Source organism: Chelativorans multitrophicus, from assembly GCF_011317445.1.
In the GTDB taxonomy this organism is placed as follows: domain Bacteria; phylum Pseudomonadota; class Alphaproteobacteria; order Rhizobiales; family Rhizobiaceae; genus Chelativorans; species Chelativorans multitrophicus.
The window spans coordinates 176,153-195,835 of the sequence record NZ_JAAAPL010000004.1; the positions used below are offsets into that span (position 1 = coordinate 176,153).

Below are 19,683 nucleotides of genomic sequence, written 5' to 3' on the forward strand. Positions count from 1 at the left end.
TTTGCGGTAGGTAAATGGGCCACCAGATTTTTTTCCGTGGGGCGGATTTTGAATCAGGAAACGCCAATCCTTCAAGGTGAAGCTTCCGCGGTGCCCGCGACCGAGGGCGCCACGCCCATGATGCAGCAATATATCGAGATCAAAGCTGCGAATGCGGATTGTCTGCTCTTCTATCGCATGGGCGACTTCTACGAGCTCTTCTTCGACGATGCGGAAGTGGCCAGCCGCGCATTGGGCATCACGCTGACGAAGCGCGGCAAGCATCGTGGCGAGGACATTCCCATGTGCGGAGTGCCGGTCCATGCGGCTGATGATTACCTCCAGAAGCTCATTGCGCTCGGGCATCGCGTCGCTGTCTGCGAGCAGATGGAAGATCCCGCGGAAGCAAAAAAGCGCGGCTACAAAGCGGTGATGCGCCGCGACGTAGTTCGGCTGGTCACGCCGGGCACCATCACTGAGGAGAAGCTGCTCGACCCTTCCGAAGCCAACTATTTGATGGCGCTCGGTCGGGTGAAAGGCAGCGAGGAACTGGCGCTCGCCTGGATCGACATTTCCACCGGGATATTCCGGGTGGCGTCCACCGCGCCCGATCGGCTGCTCGCCGACATTTCACGCATCGATCCGCGCGAGTTGATCGTGGCCGAGCCGGTCTACCACGATGCGGAGCTTCGTCCCGTCTTCGATATGCTGGGCCGTGTTGTCGTACCGCAGCCGCCGGTCTTCTTTGATTCGGCGAGTGCCGCTATGCGGCTTTCCCGTTTCTATGGTGTCGCGACGCTTGATGGCTTCGGCCGCTTTTCCCGTGCGGAGCTGTCCGCCATTGCGGGCGCCGTCGCTTATGTGGAGAAGACGCAGAAGGCGGAGCGTCCGCCTTTGGCCGCCCCGGAGCGGGACGAGGAGGGGAAAAGCCTTTTCATCGATCCATCGACCCGTGCCAATCTTGAGCTTGCGCGCACCCTTTCAAGTAGCCGCGAGGGCAGTCTCCTGAAGGCGATCGATCGTACGGTAACCGGCGCCGGGAGCAGGCTTTTGGCCGAGCGGCTGATGTCGCCGCTCACCGATCCGCAGGTCATCGCCGAACGGCTGGATTCAGTGTCTTTCTTCCTCGATGAGCCCGGCTTGCGCGATAGGTTGCGCGCGTTTTTGAAAGGCGTGCCGGATATAAGCCGGGCGCTGTCGCGACTGGCGCTCAATCGTGGCGGGCCGCGCGACCTTGGCGCCCTTTCGGCCGGGCTTGAGGCGGCCGCGGCGGCAGCCGATCTCCTGCGGGGGAAGGAAGCGCCCTCTGAAATATCCGCTGCGCTCTCGACATTGCTGTCCCTTCCCGCAGCGCTGGTATCGCACCTTGATCGCGCACTTGCCGATGATCTGCCGCTTTTGAAGCGTGACGGCGGCTTCGTGCGCGGGGGGTACGATGCCGAACTCGACGAGATGCGCGCGTTGCGCGATCAGTCGCGCCGGGTGATCGCCGGCATGGAGCGCGACCTGATCGAGGAAACCGGCATCCGCTCGCTCAAGATCAGGCACAACAACATCCTCGGCTATTACATCGAGGTGAGGGCCAACAACGCGGGCGCCCTCAACGGCACCGACGAAGCGAAGGCGCGTTTCATCCACCGGCAAACCATGGCGAATGCCATGCGCTTCACCACGACCGAGCTGGCTGATCTTGAAACCAGGATCGCCAATGCCGCCGACCGCGCGCTTGCAATTGAGCTTGCCGTCTTCGAGCGCCTGGTGGGGGAGGTGGTGGCGGCTTCGGAGCCGCTGCGTGCAGCCGCCCAGGCTCTTGCCGTCCTCGATGTGTCGGCCGCGCTTGCCTGCCTTGCCGAAGGCGAGGACTATTGCCGCCCGGTTGTGGACGGGAGCCTGGATTTTCATATCGAAGGTGGTCGCCATCCGGTTGTCGAGCAGGCCCTGCGCAAGCAGCTTGGCGAGCCGTTCGTGGCGAACGACTGCGATCTCTCGCCGGCCGAGGGCGAGAAGGCCGGTGCGATCTGGCTCCTCACCGGCCCCAATATGGGCGGCAAGTCCACCTTCCTGCGCCAGAACGCGCTTATTGCGGTGCTCGCACAAATGGGCTCCTTCGTGCCGGCGCGCTCCGCCCGTATCGGTGTGGTGGATCGCCTCTTCTCCCGTGTTGGCGCCTCCGATGATCTGGCGCGCGGGCGCTCTACTTTCATGGTGGAAATGGTGGAGACCGCCGCGATCCTGAACCAGGCGGGGGAACGCTCGCTTGTCATCCTCGACGAAATCGGCCGGGGCACCGCCACATTTGACGGGCTCTCCATCGCCTGGGCGGCCGTGGAATATCTCCACGAAAAGAATCGCTGCCGCGCCCTGTTCGCAACCCATTTCCATGAGATGACGGCTCTTACGGAAAAGCTTTCGCGGCTCGTCAACGTCACCATGCGCGTTAAAGAGTTCGAGGGCGAGGTAATTTTCCTGCACGAGGTGGCGCGCGGCGCCGCCGACCGCTCCTACGGCATTCAGGTGGCGCGCCTCGCCGGCCTGCCACAGACGGTGGTCGAGCGCGCTCGCGATGTGCTGCACCGGCTGGAAGAGGGCGAAACGGGCACCAAGGCTGCGCGCATTGTCGACGACCTGCCGCTTTTCTCCGCAGCCATGCGGCAGGAGCCGCCGAAATCGAAAGCCCCAGACCATCTGCGCGAGGAGCTTACCGCGCTCAATCCCGACGACATGACCCCGCGTGAGGCGTTGGAGGTTCTCTACAAGCTTAAGCGGCTTGTGATCGAGGGGTGATCCGGGCCATCACTCCTCGGCGATGTCCCCCCACTCAAGCCGCTTGGCTGCTTTAAAGGCTGCACCGTCTCGCCGCGTGGCCAGCCGCTCCTCCACCTTTCCGCCGGGATTGCAGACCTTCAACCGAACGATCCCGCTTGCCACCTTCGGCGGCGCGAGCACACGATTTCCACGTATGCTCGCGGCCGCGCGAGAAGCTGCAAGATAGATGAACTTTTCATCCTCCCACGGGACCTCGCCGCCTTTTGTCAGCCGGTGCAAACGGGAGCGGGCGACCCGCCGGGAGAAGTGGCACCAGTCAGGCTCGGCGATCGGGCAGGTAAGTTCATGAACGCATGGCGCTATGATACGCGCTCCGGAATCGATCAATTGCCGCCGCGCGTTGAGGATGCGCCGCCAGCCCGCAGGCGTTCCCGGCTCGACGATAAGCAGCGTTCCCTTCGTTAGCGCCCATAGCCGGCCAATCAGCGCTTCGGCTGCCGGAGGGGCCAACTCGTCCAGCACGTAGCAGAGCGTTACCAGATCCGCCGGCTCTGTCCCGGGAAGACCGTCTTCCACGGCGGCGCCGCGCCAGGAAAGCCGCGCCGGCCCTATATCACGCGCCAAATGCTCACCCACTCGTTGCATGGCAGCACTCGCCTCGACAAGCACGGCATCTTCTAGCTCCGGCCATTCATCGAGCGCTGCCCAAAGAGCCGTTCCCGGCCCGCAGCCGATATCCAGAAGGCTCTTCGGCATCTCCACGCTTAATGCCGCCACATCGCTCATCGCCTGGCGCACAGCGGCATAGGTCGCGGGAAGCCGAGTGGCCAGATAGGCTTTTGCGGCCAGCGCATCGGCAACATGCAGCCTTCCGTCCCGCGTCTCGCTACGATACCGTTGGGAAAGCAGGCTGGCGGCCCTCTGCAATTCTGCCAGAGGCGTGCCCTCCAGCATCCGGTCGACAGCTTGGCGCAGCTTGGGGGGAAGTTCCATATAAGGTGTGGCTCCAGGGAAGCCCGCCAAATAATCGCTGCCCACGATTGGTGCAAGACGCCGTTTCTTGTCGGCGGGAAACACGCTATACAGCGGCCGCCTAAGGCGGAAAAACGATGGCCAAAGTTTCATTAAAGCTGGATCAGATCATCGAGCCCGCAAGCCTGCGTGCGGAGCTGGATGCCATGGTCGCGAAAGACGGCGCGGCATCGGCTGCCACGCGCAGCAATGTCCTGCAGCTTTTGAAAGCGCGGCTGTCGGCTGGCAGGAAATTGGCGGAGAAGTTGCTGGCTGAAGATGGCAGCGGCACGGCCTGCGCCACACGGCTTTCGCATCTTATGGACGAGATCGCCCGAGCGCTGAACGATTTTGCTGCCAACCATGTCTACCCGGCTGAGAATCCCTCTGCCGCCGAGCGAATGGCGGTTGTTGCCGTAGGCGGCTACGGGCGGGGAACATTGGCGCCGGGCTCCGACGTCGATCTGCTTTTTCTGCTTCCTTATAAGCAAACGCCTTGGGGCGAGCAGATCGCCGAATACATGCTCTACATGTTGTGGGATCTTGGCCTTAAGGTGGGGCATGCCACGCGCAATGTGGACGAGTGCATCCGCCAGGCCCGTTCCGATATCACCATCCGCACGGCTGTGCTGGAGGCCCGCTTCATCTGTGGGGATGAGGCGCTCTTTAACGATCTGATCGCCCGGTTCGACGAGGAGATCGTCAAGGATACCGGCGCGGAATACATCCAGGCCAAGCTCGCCGAGCGCGACGCGCGCCACGCCAAGGGCGGGGAGAGCCGCTATGTGGTGGAGCCGAACATTAAGGATGGCAAGGGCGGCCTGCGCGATCTCCACACGCTGTTCTGGATCGGTAAGTATTATTATCGCGTGCGCGAAGCTGAGGAACTGGTGGGAAAGGGCGTCTTCACCCGCAATGAATACCGTCAGTTCGCCAAGGCCGAGGATTTTCTGTGGGCCGTGCGCTGCCACATGCATTTCCTGACCGGCAAGGCGGAAGAGCGGCTGCACTTCGACATTCAGCGCGATATCGCTGAACGGCTGGGTTACAAAAGTCATCCGGGCCTATCGCCCGTCGAACGCTTCATGAAACACTACTTCCTTGTCGCCAAGTCGGTCGGCGATCTGACGCGCATCTTCTGTGCCGCGCTCGAGGAAGAGCAAGCCAAGCACGTTCCGGGCTTCAACCGCATCTTCCTCACTTTCCAGCGCCGCAAGCGCAAGCTCGCCGGCACCAGCGATTTCGTCATCGACAATCATCGCATCAATGTCGCGGACGAGGGCGTCTTTGAACGCGACCCCGTCAACATGCTCAGGCTCTTCTGGTTCGCCGACAAGCATGGGCTCGAATACCATCCCGATGCGCTGAAGCTGCTCACGCGGTCACTCCACCTGATCGACCGCAATTTGCGCCGGAACGAGGAGGCAAACCGGCTCTTCCTGGATCTTCTCACCTCTGACCGGGATCCCGAGCTCAACATGCGCCGCATGAATGAGGCTGGCGTGCTCGGAAAGCTCATCCCCGACTTCAACAAGGTCGTGGCGATGATGCAGTTTTCCATGTATCACCACTATACGGTGGATGAGCATCTGATCCGCTGCATCGGCATCCTGGCCGAGATCGAGCGCGGAGACGCCGAAAAAGTCCATCCGCTCACGCATTCCATCATGCCCAGCCTGAAGCTTTGGCGGGCAGTGCTCTACACCGCGCTCCTCTTCCACGATATCGCGAAGGGCAGGCCGGAAGATCACTCCGAGGCTGGCGCCCGTATCGCCCGCCGCCTCTGCCCGCATATGGGCTTTGACGCAGCCGAGACGGAAATGGTGTCGTGGCTAGTCGAGCAGCACCTCACCATGTCCATGACCGCGCAGACGCGCGATCTGAACGACCGCAAAACTATTCAGGATTTCGCTGACATCGTTCAGTCGGTCGATCGGCTGAAGCTGCTTCTGGTGCTTACCGTCTGCGATATCCGCGGCGTGGGTCCGGGCGTCTGGAACGGCTGGAAGGGCCAGCTCTTGCGTACGCTTTATTACGAGACTGAGATCCTGCTCACCGGCGGTTTTTCGGAAGCCTCGCGCGCGGCTCGGGCAGAGGCCGCACGAAATGCCATGGCGGAAGAGCTTCAGAAAACCGGCTGGGAAGAGGCGGATGCGCGCCGGTACATCGCGCTTCACTACGAGAATTACTTGCTTGCTGTGGACGAGAATGACCAGATCCGCCATGCCGAGTTCATTCGTGCCGCGGATCGGGAGGGCAAGGCCCTTTCGACCATGGTGAAGCCGCACGCATTCGAGGCTGTGACGGAAATCACCGTGCTCGCGCCCGACCATCCGCGCCTGCTCTCCGTTATTGCCGGTGCCTGCGCGGCCGCAAATGCCAATATTGTCGATGCTCAGATCTTCACCACCACCGACGGCCGGGCTCTCGACACGATCCTCATCGGCCGCGAATTCGAGATGGATGAGGACGAATTGCGCCGCGCCCAGCGCGTGGGCCGGCTGATCGAGGACGTGCTGTCCGGCACGGCCTATTTGCCCGAGGTTATAGAGAAGCGGACAAAACCACGCCGCGGCACGAAAGCCTTCCGCATCGAGCCCCGCGCGGATGTCCGCAATGCCTTGTCGAACCGGTTCTCGGTGATCGAAATCGAGTGCCTCGACCGTCCGGGCCTTCTCTCGGAGGTCACCAGCGTTCTTTCCGACCTGTCGCTCGATATCGCCTCCGCGCATATTACCACCTTCGGCGAGAAGGTGATCGATACCTTCTATGTAACCGACCTCACCGGGTCGAAGGTTGATAATCCTGATCGGCTTGAGGTCATACGGCGCGAACTCATCGAGACAATTGAGAACGGTCCGCCCCGGCGCAACAATCGCGCGAAGGCCAAGACGGTGGCGGCGTGATGGTGGCGTCAATCACGTTCGGAAATATCGGTTTCCCTTCACACCCCCCTCTGGCCTGCCGGCCATCTCCCCCACAAGGGGGGAGGTCAACCCTCATGCCAGCTTTCGCCAATTGCCAGCGCTGCAGGGTGGGCGGTGGTAATGCGACAGCCAATCTCCCCCCTTGTGGGGGAGATGGCCGGCAGGCCAGAGGGGGGCAACGTGGGGCGCGGGCTCTTCCATATGGCCGCCCTCCTTCAAAGCCGCGCGAGGCCTCCCACTCATGAGCCTCGTCGCCAAATTCGCCAGTGTCGGCAGCGCGACTATGGCAAGCCGCATCCTGGGCTTCGCGCGCGAGGCGCTGATCGCGGCGGCGCTTGGCGCGGGACCGGTTACCGACGCGTTCTATGCGGCCTTTCGTTTTCCCAACCTGTTCCGCAGGCTCTTTGCCGAGGGCGCATTCAACACCGCCTTTATCCCGCTCTTTGCCAAGGAACTAGAAGGCGGAGGCATGGAGGCGGCGCGCCGTTTCGGCGAGGATGTGCTGGCGGTCCTGCTCACGGTTCTGATTGGTCTTTCCGCACTCGCCATGATTTTCATGCCTCTGCTGGTAGGCACGATTGTTGCGCCGGGCTTCGCCGACACGCCGGAAAAGTTCGACCTGACGGTCGCGATGACCCGCATCATGTTTCCATACCTGACCTGCATGTCGCTGGCCGCGATGCTCTCGGGCATCATGAACTCGATGCGGAAGTTCTTCCTGGCGGCTCTCGTTCCGGTACTCCTCAACGTCATTCTCATCGCAGTGCTGCTTGCAGGCCTGTTTGGCTCCTTCTCCGAGCGCGGATCGGGCCTGATGCTTGCCTGGGGCGTCTTCATTTCGGGCATCGCCCAGCTTGCGATCCTGATTGTGGCGGTCCGCCGCACCGGCTTGTCCATGCGTTTGCGCGCGCCAAAGCTTACTCCCGCCGTGCGCCGCCTCCTGGTGTTGATGGGGCCGGCGCTCATCACCGGCGGCATCATGCAGATAAACCTGCTTGTGGGGCAGATCATCGCGTCTACCGAGGACAAGGCGATATCGCTCTTGAACTTCGCCGACCGCATTAACCAGCTCCCCCTCGGCGTCATCGGCGTGGCGGTGGGCGTGGTGCTCCTGCCCGAGCTTTCGCGCTCCTTGAAAGCGGGCGATTTTGCCGATGCACAGCACCTGCAGAACCGCTCGCTGGAATTCGCACTTGGCCTCACGCTTCCAGCCGCCATCGGTCTCATGGTGATGCCGGCCCCGATCGTAAGCCTGCTCTATGAACGCGGTGAGTTCACTGCGCTCGACACGCAGATGACGGCGGCGGCGCTTGCCGCCTTCGCCTCAGGCTTGCCGGCCTATGTGCTGATCAAGGTGTTCCAGCCCGGCTTTTTCGCCCGCGAGGACATGAAAACGCCCATGTGGTTCTCGCTCGCTTCGGTGATCGCCAATATCGGCCTGAGCCTGGCGCTCTTCCCGCTCTATGGCCATGTGGCGATCGCGCTCGCCACCTCGCTTTCCTCGTGGTTGAATGTCGTTCTGCTGGCGGGCACGCTTTGGCGGCGGAATGATTTTCGCCCTTCGCCGGTCACCTGGCGCCGGGTAGCCATGGTTATATTCGCAAGCGCCGCCATGGGCGCGGTCGCCTATCTGCTCAATGCCGTTCTTTCCGGGCCGCTGGAGCAAGCATCCGTGCTGCTGCAGGGTCTCGGAGTGCTCTTCATCGTCGCTATCGCGGGCGTGATTTACCTCGCCCTTGCCATTCTCACAGGCGCGATTGACCGGGCAGAGCTTAAATCGGCTCTTCGCAGACGCCCGCGGCCGAATCCGGCCACGCAGCAAGGTTGACCGGCTTTGGGCTTGATTGCCTTTTCCCGGTCGTCCATAAGCGCGACGTTTACGGCGCCCGCGGGGCGGTCGGCTTTCAGGGTGTTCCCATGAGTGAATTCAAGCAGCTCGTTTTTTCCGGAGTGCAGCCCACCGGCAATCTCCATCTCGGCAATTATCTAGGCGCATTGCAAAAGTTCGTCGCCCTGCAGGATAGCTACGAATGCATCTACTGCGTTGTGGATATGCATTCACTGACGGCCACGCTGGTTCACGACGATCTCATCGACCAAACGCGGGGGATCGCCGCGGCCTATCTCGCCTGCGGACTCGATCCCAAGAAAAACATCATCTTCAACCAAGCCCGCGTGCCGCAACATGCGGAGCTTGCCTGGATATTCAACTGCGTCGCCCGCATTGGCTGGATGAACCGCATGACGCAGTTCAAGGACAAGGCAGGCAAGGACCGCGAGAATGCCTCGCTCGGCCTTCTCGCCTATCCGAGCCTGATGGCCGCTGACATACTTCTTTACCGCGCCACCCATGTGCCCGTCGGCGAGGACCAGAAGCAGCATCTGGAATTGACCCGCGACATCGCCCAGAAGTTCAATAACGACTTCTCCGAGAAAATCGCAAATCTCGGCTACGGCGTCGAAATGACGGTGGGCGAGGAGAAGGTGAACGGCTTTTTCCCGCTGACGGAGCCGCTTATCGAGGGGCCTGCGCCGCGCGTGATGAGCCTGCGCGACGGCTCCAAGAAGATGTCTAAATCCGATCCATCGGACCTCTCGCGCATCAATCTCCTGGACGATGCTGACACGATCGCGCGCAAGATCAGGAAGGCAAAGACTGATCCGGAACCGTTGCCGGGCGATGTCGAAGGTTTCGCCGGACGTCCGGAGGCCGATAATCTGGTGGGCATCTACGCCGCACTTGCCGGCATGCCGCGGGAAAACGTAATCGCCGAGTTTGGCGGACGCCAGTTCTCCGATTTCAAACCCGCACTTGCGGATCTTGCCGTGGAGAAGCTCGCGCCTATCGGCGGGGAGATGCGACGCCTCAAGGCCGATCCGGCCTACATCGACAATGTTCTCAGGGATGGCGGCGAGCGTGCGTCCGTCAAGGCTGAGGCGACCATGAAGCATGTGCACGAAATTATCGGTCTGCTGGTGAACTGATCCGTGAGAACTCCACCTTGCCGCCCGCCCCGCTCGGTGGCAGATTGCTTGGTGGGCGGCTCCCGTGCAGGAAGGGACACGCATGGTTTCCAAACGTTTGAGCCGGGAGGCCGGCCATAAACGCAAGTTCCTGGCGATCGTCGATGAGACGCCGGAATGCGACCGCGCCGTGGCCTATGCCTCGCGCCGGGCAAAGTCCACGAACGGGTCGGTGGTGCTGCTTTTCGTTATAGAGCCCGGCGACTTCCAGCATTGGCTCGGCGTCGAGCAGATCATGCGCGAGGAGGCGACCACAAACGCCCAGGCTGCTCTTAACGGCTATGCCGCCAAAATCCGCGAAACGGTGGGCATCGAGCCCGAACTGGTTGTGCGCGAGGGCAAAACCGTCGATGAGATCCACAAGCTCATCGAAGATGATCAGGACATTGCCATTCTTGTTCTTGGCTCGGGCGGGGCTAAGGAGGGTCCGGGACCCCTGGTCTCCTCCATCGCCGGAAAGGGAGCCGCATTCCCGATTCCTGTAACTGTGGTGCCCCACAGCCTGACGGACGAGGAAATCGAAAGCTTGGCATAAGCGCCTTCCACATCCCATATGCCGCTTGAATGGTCGGGCTATTCGGCCTATTTTAGAATTGTTCCAAAAAAAGCAGCACGGAGATTTCCGCCGATGTTCATCCAGACGGAAGCAACCCCCAATCCCGCAACCCTGAAATTTCTGCCGGGCAGGGTGGTCCTGGAGGAAGGCACGGCGGATTTTCGCTCGGCCGACTCCGCGCAGGCAGTTTCGCCGCTTGCCGCAAGGCTGTTCGAGGTTCCGGGCGTGACCGGCGTCTTCTTCGGTTTCGATTTCATCACCGTCACGAAGGACGGGGCGGACTGGCAGCACCTCAAACCCGCCATTCTAGGCACGATCATGGAGCATTTCATGTCGGGCCAGCCGGTGATGGCGGCAAATGACGGCAGTGAGCGTGAAACGGCCAGCAGCGAGTTCTATGACGAGGCCGACGAGGAGATCGTCACCACGATAAAGGAACTTCTGGAGACCCGCGTCCGTCCGGCAGTTGCCCAGGACGGCGGCGATATCACCTTCCGCGGCTATGAGAATGGCACCGTATTCCTGCACATGAAGGGCGCCTGCGCCGGCTGCCCATCCTCCACCGCGACGCTTAAGCACGGTATCCAAAACCTCCTTCACCACTTCGTTCCCGAGGTGCAGCAGGTCGAGCAGGTCGCTTAAGCAGGCAAGATCCTTCCCAAGAAAAAAAACCGGGCCATGCAGGCCCGGTTTTTCTTTGGAGTAAAGCGCAGCGCGGCGCTTATTTCACGATCACCTTTGCGCCGACCTCCACGCGGTTATAGAGGTCGATGATGTCCTGGTTCAGAAGGCGGATGCAGCCCGAGGACATCGCCTGCCCGATCGACCACCATTCTGGTGTGCCGTGCAGCCGGTAGCCGGTATCGCCGTTCTTGTTGAAGAGGTAGAGGGCTCGTGCGCCGAGCGGGTTGGACAATCCGGGCGGCATGCCGCCGGCCCACTTCGCCAATTCAGGCTGGCGCTTGATCATCGCCGCCGGAGGCGTCCAGGTGGGCCATTCGCGCTTCAGTGCCACGCGCGCCGTACCGGACCAGGAGAAGCCCTCGCGGCCCACGCCGATGCCGTAGCGCATCGCCTTGCCGCCTTCCATCACGAGGTAAAGGAACTTGTCTTTGGTATCGACGACAACCGTGCCGGGCTTTTCATCGGTCTGGTAGCTGATGATCTGCCGGTGATATTGGCGCGGCACGCGGGAAACCGGGATCTTTGGCAACTGATAGCCGGCGTCTTTCACCGATCCATATTCGGAGGTAAAGATGCGCTGAGTACCGTCAACGCTGCAACCGGCCAGTACCGCCGCAAGTCCCAGCACGGCGGCAAGAAGAACAGCTTTCGATTTCATGAAAAAATCCGATCCCCGTTACCCAGGTGTTAACAATACCTGATTTTCGCCGCTATTCTTAAAATCAAGGTTAACGAGCCGCCAAGATTTTCTAAGCGTCCGATGATGTCTATCCGTCATTTCCGCCCTGGCTATTGCTTTCCCGCAACAATCATCCCCAATTAAAGGCAGTGTGTTTGAAAGAGGTGAAGCGATGAATGTCGGTGACGTGGCCAGCCGCTCCGGCCTTCCTGCCAAGACGATCCGTTATTATGAGGAGATCGGGCTCGTTTCGCCCGCCCGCGCGGGCAACGGCTATCGTGCCTATTCGAACGAGGATGTGCATCGCCTCGCCTTTTTGAAACGAGCGCGCAGCCTCGGCTTTTCCATCGAGGAATGCCGGCAGCTCCTGCAGCTTTACGGGGATAAGTCGCGCGCCAGCCATGACGTCCAGCAGATCGCCGTTTCACATGTGCGGGCGATCGAGGACAAGATACGGGAGCTGGAATCCATGCGTGCCACGCTGCAGAAGTTGATCGCGGCCTGCCATGGCGATCACCGCCCGGACTGCCCGATCCTTGAAGATATCGCGGGGGCTTCAGCCTAGCGGCCGTCACGAATGAAAGATGGCTTTAGGCCTTTATTCCTTCGCGTATTGCTGGCATTTTCCGATTATGCCGATCGTCTCGCCACTTCCCGTCAATCCGCTCCTGGATGGCCGCCAGTCCGATAGGGCCCTTGTCATTCGACGGGGCGTGCAGCGTCTTCTCACGCAGATGGGGGCGGTTGTTCTGCCCGAGCTGTCGCTCGCCACAGGCCGCCGCGCCGATTTGGTGGCGCTCACGGCGAAAGGCGACATCTGGATCATCGAAATAAAGTCGTCCGTGGAAGATTTCCGGGTGGACCGGAAATGGCCGGACTATCGCCTGCACTCGGATCGCTTCTTCTTCGCGTCACACCCGGATGTGCCCGGCGACATCTTTCCGGAAGAGTGCGGCTTCATCCTTTCCGACGGTTATGGCGCGGAGATTTTGCGCGATGCGCCAGAGCACCGGCTACCGCCGGCCACGCGCAAGGCGCTCATGCTGCGCTTTGCCCGCGTTGGGGCCGCGCGGCTTACCGCGGCCGAGCTTGCCGGTGTTCCCGTGCCGATGCTGGATCGCGAAGATTTTTAAGCGGGAGAGTTCAGCGCGGCGCGCGCTTGGCTAGGATGCGTTGCAGCGTGCGGCGATGCATGTTGAGCCGCCGCGCCGTTTCCGAAACATTGCGATCGCACATCTCATAGACGCGCTGAATATGCTCCCAGCGCACCCGGTCGGCCGACATCGGGTTTTCCGGCGGCTCCGCCTTGACACCTGGCATGCGCATGAGTGCGGCGTAAATATCGTCCGCATCGGCGGGCTTGGAGAGATAATCGATTGCGCCGAGCTTCACCGCTGTCACAGCGGTGGCGATATTGCCGTACCCGGTAAGCACGATTGCGCGGGCATCCTCCCGCTTATCGCGGAGAGCGGAAACAACATCGAGCCCGTTGCCGTCGCCAAGCCTCATATCGATCACCGCAAAGGCGGGCGGCGCCGCCTTCACCTTGGCGATCGCTTCCTCGACGCTCTCGGCTGTGTCGACCATGAAGCCCCGGCCCTCCATGGCGCGCGCAAGACGCGCAAGAAAAGGCCGATCGTCTTCAACAATGAGAAGGGTGCGATCCTCGCCGGGAATATTATTGGCCTGTTCGGCTGTCGTATCGTTCATCATGGCCCCGCTGATATATGCAAGAATTTAGGAAAGGAAGCCGCGTTTTTCCAGCTTTTGTTATTTCTGATAGCCTTGCGCGGAGGCTTCGCCTCCGGCGAGGTATCTTTCCCGCGGCCAGCTTATTTCCACGGTTGCGCCCTTGCCCTCGCCACCCGCATTCGCGAACTGCACCGTAGCCCCGGAGCGTTCCAAAAGCGTTTTCGCTATGAAAAGGCCAAGCCCCAGCCCGCCGCCGCTCGAGCTGCCCGCCGGCCGCCGCGACATATAGGGCTCGCCGATACGATCGATGATTTCGGCGGGAAAGCCAGGCCCGTCGTCGGTAATGGAGATGCGAACCAATTCCGCATTCCACCACCATCTGATGTTCACTGTGCTGCGGGCGAAATCGACCGCGTTCTCCACCAGGTTCCCGAGCCCGTAAATGACACCGGGATTGCGCCGGCCGACGGGTTCAGGCCCTTCCATCTCCTGGGCCGCGAGCTTTATTTCGATGCCGAAATCGCGGTGTGGCGCGGCGGTCTCTTCGATAAGCGAGGTAAGCGGCAGTTGCGCCAGATGCGCTTCGCCCTCCGAGGAGAGGCTGGTAAGCCGCTTCAGGATCTGGCGGCAGCGTTCGCTTTGCGAGCGCAGCAGCGTGACGTCCTCGCGAAAGCGCGTGTCATCTCCCAATGCCTTTTCCATTTCCCGCGCCACCAGGGCAATCGTGGCTAGGGGCGTGCCGAGTTCATGGGCCGCTGCCGCTGCCAGGCCGTCCAGCGCCGAGATGTGCTGCTCGCGCTGCAGAACCAGCTCCGTGGCCGCGAGCGCGTTGGCAAGCAGCCGCGCCTCCTCCGCCACACGATAGGCATAGATGCCGGTGAATGCGATGGACGAAACCACCGCGATCAGCATGCCCACCACATAGATCAGCGGCATGGCAAGCTCGGTCCCCGGAAACCAGGGAAGCGGCAGGTGGAAAACGGCAAGCAAGCTGGCCACGACCACCACATAGGCCCCGAGCACGCCCGTCCAGATGAGCGGCAGGGACGTGGCAGAGATGACGACCGGTACCGTCATCAGCAGCGAAAATGGATTTGTGAGCCCACCGGTCAGGAAGAGCAGCCCGGCAAGTTGCGAGGCATCGAAGGTGAGGATCGCAAGTGCGGCCGCCGGTGGAACAAGATGGGCGCTCGGATAACGGAAAGTGAGATAGATGTTGAGGGCGGCGGACGCTGCAATAAGCGCAAAGCAGGGAATGACGGGCAGCGGAAAGCCAAGCCCGATCCAGACAACCAGGACCGCGGCGCTTTGCCCGACAACCGCGAGCCATCTCAGCCTGATGAGCGTCTTTAGCCTCAGGCTCCGGCTGACATGGCTGTTCGGCGTTCTTTGTTCTTCCAGCATGAAGCTTTTATGAGCCAGCGGACTTCTCCTTACCAAGCATTATTTTTGCCGCGGCTTCGCGCGGTTTGTCGGCGCTGCTTCGGCCGGATTCTCCGGCCATACATGCTTGGGATAGCGGCCGCGCATATCCGCCCTCACATCGGCCCATGTGCCGCGCCAGAAGCCGGGCAGGTCGCGCGTCTTCTGGATCGGCCGGTGCGCTGGCGAGAGAAGCTCCAGCGTGAGCGGGACGCCATTCCCCACAGTGGGATGCTCCCTCAGCCCGAAAAGCTCCTGAACCCGGATCGCCAGCACCGCCTCCCCATTCTCGTAGCGGATCGGCACCCGGCTTCCCGTCGGCGCCGTGAAATGGCTGGGCGTCTCCGCGTCGACCTTCCGCTGCAGGTCATAGGGCACGAGCGCCATCAGCCCTTCCGCGAGCGCACTGCCGGATATGGCGGAAAGCGACGGCTCGCCGCGCAGATAAGGCAGCAGCCAGTCTTCCAGCCGGGCAAGAAGCGCCTCGTCTGAAAGCTCCGGCCAGGGCTCCCCCTCCGCCGCGTGCAGAAAGGCAAGGCGCGCGCGCAAACTTATCGACTCCTTGCTCCACGGCAGGATTGCAAGTCCATGCTCCCGCACCGCGTCGAGAATTGCCTGATCGGCCTCCTGTCCTTTCGGCGCCGGCAGCGCACGCTCACCGAGGACAATGGCGCCAAGCCGCCTCGTTTCGCGCTGGCGCACGGTGCCTTTCTCGCGGTCGAATACGGTCTCGGTATGGGTCTCGATCCGCTGCCCTAGGCCCTCGATCACTTCAGCTTCGCTGATGGCGGCGGCCGCGGCGATACGGGCGTTGCGCGCCTTGCCCTGCAGGTCGGCTACGACCAGATAGGGCTCGCGAGCAAGCCGCTCGCCGGGGTCTACCTGTCCGCCGCGCCCATTGGCGAGCACGAAACGTCCATATTCGCCGCGCGCCTTTGCCACGCGATCCGGCCAGGCATGCAGGAGAAGTGGGCCGGCGGCACAACCAACCTCGTCTTTGCGACCACCCGCCGCTTCCGCCAGCCGGTCTGCCAGCGCCCGCGCCGCCTTGCCGCGCTGCGAGCGGTCCGTTGAGAAACGCGAGAGCCTTTCGTCGAGGTCGATGCTGTTGCCGCCGAGCCCTCGCTCGGAAACAATCACGGCAAGCCTCGCCGCCGCGCTAGCCTGCCCCTTGGCCGCGGCGACGGTGACCATATGCGCAAGCCGCACCGGCAGCGCCAGCCGCCGCATGGCCGTCCCCTCGGGCGTCAGCCTGCCGGCCTCGTCCAATGCGCCGAGCGTCTTCATTAGCGCCCGCGCTTCGTTCAATGCCGGCTCGGGCGGCGGGTCGAGAAAGGCGAGCGTCGTGGGATCTGTGACGCCGAAGGCGGCACAGTCGAGCAGCAGGCCCGAAAGGTCCGCTTCCAGGATCTCTGGCGGGGTGAAGGCGGGCAGTGCGGCCGTCTGCTCCTTACGCCAGAGCCGGAGCGCAATGCCCGGCGCCGTGCGCCCGGCGCGGCCGGCGCGCTGGTCTGCCGAAGCGCGGGAGACGCGCACCGTCTCGAGCCGCGTAAGTCCCGTGTCGGGCTCGTATTTGGGAAGCCGCGAAAGCCCGCTGTCCACCACGGCTGTCACTCCATCGATGGTGACGGAGGTCTCGGCAATTGCTGTCGCGAGCACCACCTTTCGCTGGCCCGGTGCTGCCGGCCGGATTGCGGCATCCTGCGCAGGGCCTTCGAGACCGCCGTGCAGCGGCGCAAGATCCACATTTTGAGGCAACCTGCCCGAAAGGAGCTCCTGTGTCCGGGCGATCTCGCGCTGGCCGGGCAGAAAGGCGAGAACGCTGCCGTCTCCCTCCGCAATGAGCTGCCGCACCGCGCTGGCTACCGCCTCCTCTATCGCGGTATCCGGCGCGCGCTCGGCATAGCGTACCTCGATGGGAAAGCTGCGTCCCTCGCTTTCAAGCACCGGCGCGCCGTCGAGCAGGCTCGCCACCCGCGCGCCGTCGAGCGTGGCGGACATGACGATGAGGCGCAGGTCAGGCCGGAGCACTCCCTTCACGTCCAGCGCCAAGGCCAATGCGAAATCGCCGTCGAGCGCGCGTTCATGAAACTCGTCGAAGATGACCGCCGAGACGCCTTCCAGCGCCGGGTCGTCAATGATCATGCGGGCGAGCACGCCTTCCGTAACCACGAGGATGCGGGTGCGCGCGGAAACCTTCCGCTCCATGCGCATGGCATAGCCAACTGTGCCGCCGGGCTCTTCGCCGAGAAGCGCAGCCATCCGCCGCGCCGCGGCACGGGCGGCGAGACGCCGAGGCTCAAGCAGTACGATCTTGCCCGAAGCGCTCCACGTTTCATCGAGTAGCGCAAGTGGCACGAGCGTCGTCTTGCCGGCACCCGGCGGGGCGACGAGCACAGCCTTCCCCTCACGCTCCAGCGCTTCCTTCAGCGCCGGTAGCACGGCGCTTACCGGTAGCTCGGGGAGCAGTTTAGCGTCCGCGGACATTCGCACCCCCTCTCTTGCGAGTTCCAACACTGAGCTTTCGCTTCGCTTCAGCTAAGCTGTTAAAACCGCTTTCTGCCGGACCGAGGGAATGAACACGGGAGAGGGAGTGGATACCGTTCATTCTCCAATCCGCACGGTTTCGCCGCCGGCGGCTTCGGCGTCTGCCTCATCATGGGTGACGAGCAGAACCGGCAGGCCGCGCTCATGTGCCTTGTCAAAGACGAGCATGCGCATCTGCTGGCGCAGATCCATGTCGAGCTTGGAGAAGGGTTCGTCCAGAAGCAGCATGCGCGGCTCTGAAAGGAGAACGCGGGCAAGCGCCACCCGCGCCTTCTGCCCGCCCGAAAGCGTCGCCGGGTCTCGCGTGCCCATGCCGTCAAGGCCAACGCCTTCAAGCGCTGCCTCCGCCTGCGCCCTGCGCTCGCTCCGCCCCTTGAGGCTTTCCGGCAAAGCGAATATCAGGTTGCCGGCGACGCTCATATGAGGAAAGAGAAGCGGGTCCTGAAACAGGATACCCGCATGGCGCTCCTCAGGCGGCAGGCGTGTTATCTCGATGCCGTCGACCAGCGCCCGGCCGGACGCCGTGAAAACCGGATCGAGGAAGCCGGCGAGATAGGCGAGAAGGGAGGATTTCCCCGAGCCGGAAGGCCCCATGACGGTCAGCACTCCGCCCGGACGCACATGGCGCGAAAGTTCGATGAGCGTGCGCCCGCCGAGCGTGATTTTCACGCCATCGAGAAAAAGCCCCTTCTCCTTCAACGTGTCTTCCTAAACCTGCATGCCGCGGAAGCGCCGGAATATCAGTGTCGGCATGAAGGTTGCAACGGCAAAGCCGGCCGCGGGCAGAAACATCTGCCAGAAGGCATAGGCTCCGATCACCCGCGCATTGCCGCCCGAAGCGAGCGCCACCGCCTCGCTTGTCACCGTTGTCAGCCGGCCGGCGCCGACCAACACGGTGGGCAGATAAAGTCCGACTGAAACGGCGAAGCCCACCGCCGCCGTGGTGAGGACCGCGCGCAGCATGACGGGCAGGCGGATCGAGAAAAACCTTCGCGCTCGGCCTTTGCCAAGCCCCGCCGCGATCTGGTCGTAACGACGGTCGAAGGCATACCATGGGTCCTTCAGCGACAGATATGCATAGGGCATGACGAAAACGAGATGCGCCAGCACCAGCGCCGGCAGCGTGGCGAGCATGCCTGCATAGACGAGGAAGAGTTGCAGGCCGAAAACGAAGGCGACCTGCGGTATCAGCAGCGGCAGATAAAGCAGGGTGAGCGCTCCACGGCCCGGCCTTCGCCGAGTCTCGTCCTCATTCATCAGGCAAAGGATCGCAAGCAAGGAGGCGATCAGCGTTGAGAGAAGACCGGCAAGCAGCGTCATCCGCAGCGGCTCCAAAATGGAGGGAAGGGTCCGCATCCAGGTCCTGAGCGTGAAGGAGGAGGGCAGCGCATCGGGAAATTGCCAGAGCCCGGCGAAGGACCAAAGCAAAAGCGAGCAAAGCCCAGCGAGAACAATAGCTGCGGCAAGCACCATTGCCGCGAGCGCTGCTGCGCGGATGAGCGCATCGCGTCGAAACCTCCACCCATGCATCGCCATGCGTGTGCAAAGCGCTGCGCCAAGCCGCTCCAGACCCAGCCAGAGCGCAAGCGCCAGCCCGGTCACGCCAAGCTGCAGCAGCGCACCGGCGCTGGCCAGATTGCGCATGGAAAGATCCGGATCGTCCATCCACTCGACAAGGCGCACCGCAAGAGGCGCGGGACGCGTTGGGCCGAGAATGATCCCCACATCGACGACGGAGGAGGCAAAGGCAATCACCGCGAAGACCGGCAGCCGGATCTGCCGGTAAATCACCGGCCAGAGGCCGAGCAGGAAACCCGCCATGCGCCCATAGCCAAGCGAAGCGGCAAGCATCCGCGTCTGCGGCAACGGCGCTTGAGGGAGTGCCGCAAGCGTCATCAGCAGGAGAAAGGGAATCTCCTTCACGATCAGCCCTGCCATCATCGCGAGCCCCATCGGATCGTTGACGATCAGGAGGTCTGGCGGCCTTTGCCAGCCGGTGAGTTCCGGAGAGATGAGCCGCGCGAGCATCCCCGATGGCGCGATTAGAAAGGCAAGCCCGAAGGCTGCGGCCGCATGCGGAAGCGAAAGCAGTGGGGAGACCAGGTGCTGCACGCGGCCGATAGCCCGGGTGCCCGCGTAGCCTGCTATGAAAAGCATGACTGTAAGGAGGGAAATGAAAGCGGTCGCAAGCCCCATCGTGAGACTTAGGCTCGCCGACGTAAAAATGGCCGGCTCGGAAAAGAGGTCGCGAAAATGCCTGAGCGTGAGCTCCATGCCGCCCAGCACAGGCAGGAAGCCGAATGCAGGCAGCACCGTCCCGGCCAGTCCGAAGGCAATGGGCCCGGTCAAAAGCAGGATAACGAGGGCAGGGCCCAGGCGGGTCAGCATGAGCACCT

The 19,683-nt window shown here is 62.5% G+C and carries 15 protein-coding genes; 8 read left to right on the forward strand and 7 right to left on the reverse strand.

Features of this window, described 5'->3' with window-relative positions; genetic code table 11:
- Nucleotides 1-117: 117 nt before the first annotated feature.
- Complete coding sequence (mutS, locus tag GNP00_RS18980; RefSeq protein ID WP_166016235.1) at nt 118-2,763, forward strand: DNA mismatch repair protein MutS; 2,646 nt, start codon at nt 118-120, stop codon at nt 2,761-2,763.
- A gap of 9 nt (nt 2,764-2,772) precedes the next feature.
- Here the strand turns inward: mutS and GNP00_RS18985 are convergent, their stop codons facing one another.
- Nucleotides 2,773-3,738 carry a small ribosomal subunit Rsm22 family protein gene (locus GNP00_RS18985; RefSeq protein ID WP_011583340.1) on the reverse strand — a complete coding sequence of 322 codons (966 nt, stop codon included), beginning with the start codon at nt 3,736-3,738 and terminating at the stop codon, nt 2,773-2,775.
- Nucleotides 3,739-3,854: 116 nt separating this feature from the next.
- On the opposite strand from GNP00_RS18985, the gene GNP00_RS18990 reads away from it, so the two are divergent.
- From GNP00_RS18990 to GNP00_RS19010, 5 genes are all read left to right on the forward strand, one after another.
- Nucleotides 3,855-6,662 (forward strand): [protein-PII] uridylyltransferase, encoded by a 2,808-nt coding sequence (locus tag GNP00_RS18990; protein WP_041544940.1) that lies wholly within the window; start codon nt 3,855-3,857, stop codon nt 6,660-6,662.
- A 262-nt stretch (nt 6,663-6,924) separates the two neighbouring features.
- Nucleotides 6,925-8,511, forward strand: a complete 1,587-nt coding sequence (gene murJ, locus GNP00_RS18995; RefSeq protein WP_011583342.1) for a murein biosynthesis integral membrane protein MurJ — start codon at nt 6,925-6,927, stop codon at nt 8,509-8,511.
- A gap of 89 nt (nt 8,512-8,600) precedes the next feature.
- Nucleotides 8,601-9,668: a tryptophan--tRNA ligase gene (gene trpS, locus GNP00_RS19000; protein WP_011583343.1), complete on the forward strand. Its 1,068-nt coding sequence runs from the start codon at nt 8,601-8,603 to the stop codon at nt 9,666-9,668.
- A gap of 82 nt (nt 9,669-9,750) precedes the next feature.
- On the forward strand, nt 9,751-10,242 hold the full coding sequence (locus tag GNP00_RS19005) for a universal stress protein (protein WP_011583344.1): 492 nt from the start codon (nt 9,751-9,753) through the stop codon (nt 10,240-10,242).
- Nucleotides 10,243-10,335: 93 nt separating this feature from the next.
- Entirely contained in the window at nt 10,336-10,905 is a 570-nt protein-coding gene (locus GNP00_RS19010; protein ID WP_011583345.1) for a NifU family protein, read from the forward strand.
- Nucleotides 10,906-10,984: 79 nt separating this feature from the next.
- On the opposite strand, the gene GNP00_RS19015 is transcribed toward GNP00_RS19010, so the two are convergent.
- Nucleotides 10,985-11,605 carry a L,D-transpeptidase gene (locus GNP00_RS19015; protein WP_011583346.1) on the reverse strand — a complete coding sequence of 207 codons (621 nt, stop codon included), beginning with the start codon at nt 11,603-11,605 and terminating at the stop codon, nt 10,985-10,987.
- A 193-nt stretch (nt 11,606-11,798) separates the two neighbouring features.
- On the opposite strand from GNP00_RS19015, the gene cueR reads away from it, so the two are divergent.
- Both cueR and GNP00_RS19025 read left to right on the forward strand, forming a co-directional pair.
- The gene (gene cueR / locus GNP00_RS19020) at nt 11,799-12,191 is read left to right on the forward strand and encodes a Cu(I)-responsive transcriptional regulator (protein ID WP_011583347.1); all 393 of its coding nucleotides are present in this window, start codon (nt 11,799-11,801) and stop codon (nt 12,189-12,191) included.
- Nucleotides 12,192-12,258: 67 nt separating this feature from the next.
- Nucleotides 12,259-12,759, forward strand: a complete 501-nt coding sequence (locus tag GNP00_RS19025; RefSeq protein WP_041545777.1) for an MmcB family DNA repair protein — start codon at nt 12,259-12,261, stop codon at nt 12,757-12,759.
- A gap of 10 nt (nt 12,760-12,769) precedes the next feature.
- Here GNP00_RS19025 and GNP00_RS19030 read toward each other — a convergent pair whose 3' ends face one another.
- The 5 genes from GNP00_RS19030 to GNP00_RS19050 form a co-directional block, all read right to left on the reverse strand.
- Nucleotides 12,770-13,336 carry an ActR/PrrA/RegA family redox response regulator transcription factor gene (locus GNP00_RS19030; protein ID WP_011583349.1) on the reverse strand — a complete coding sequence of 189 codons (567 nt, stop codon included), beginning with the start codon at nt 13,334-13,336 and terminating at the stop codon, nt 12,770-12,772.
- Between the two features lie 60 nt (nt 13,337-13,396).
- Nucleotides 13,397-14,722, reverse strand: a complete 1,326-nt coding sequence (locus GNP00_RS19035) for an ActS/PrrB/RegB family redox-sensitive histidine kinase (protein WP_011583350.1) — start codon at nt 14,720-14,722, stop codon at nt 13,397-13,399.
- 39 nt (nt 14,723-14,761) lie between these two features.
- Entirely contained in the window at nt 14,762-17,227 is a 2,466-nt protein-coding gene (gene hrpB, locus GNP00_RS19040; RefSeq protein ID WP_011583351.1) for an ATP-dependent helicase HrpB, read from the reverse strand.
- 117 nt (nt 17,228-17,344) lie between these two features.
- Nucleotides 17,345-17,986, reverse strand: coding sequence for an ATP-binding cassette domain-containing protein (locus GNP00_RS19045; RefSeq protein ID WP_011583352.1), 642 nt, complete (start codon nt 17,984-17,986; stop codon nt 17,345-17,347).
- A 9-nt stretch (nt 17,987-17,995) separates the two neighbouring features.
- On the reverse strand, nt 17,996-19,675 hold the full coding sequence (locus GNP00_RS19050) for an ABC transporter permease (RefSeq protein ID WP_011583353.1): 1,680 nt from the start codon (nt 19,673-19,675) through the stop codon (nt 17,996-17,998).
- Between the last annotated feature and the right edge of the window lie 8 nt (nt 19,676-19,683).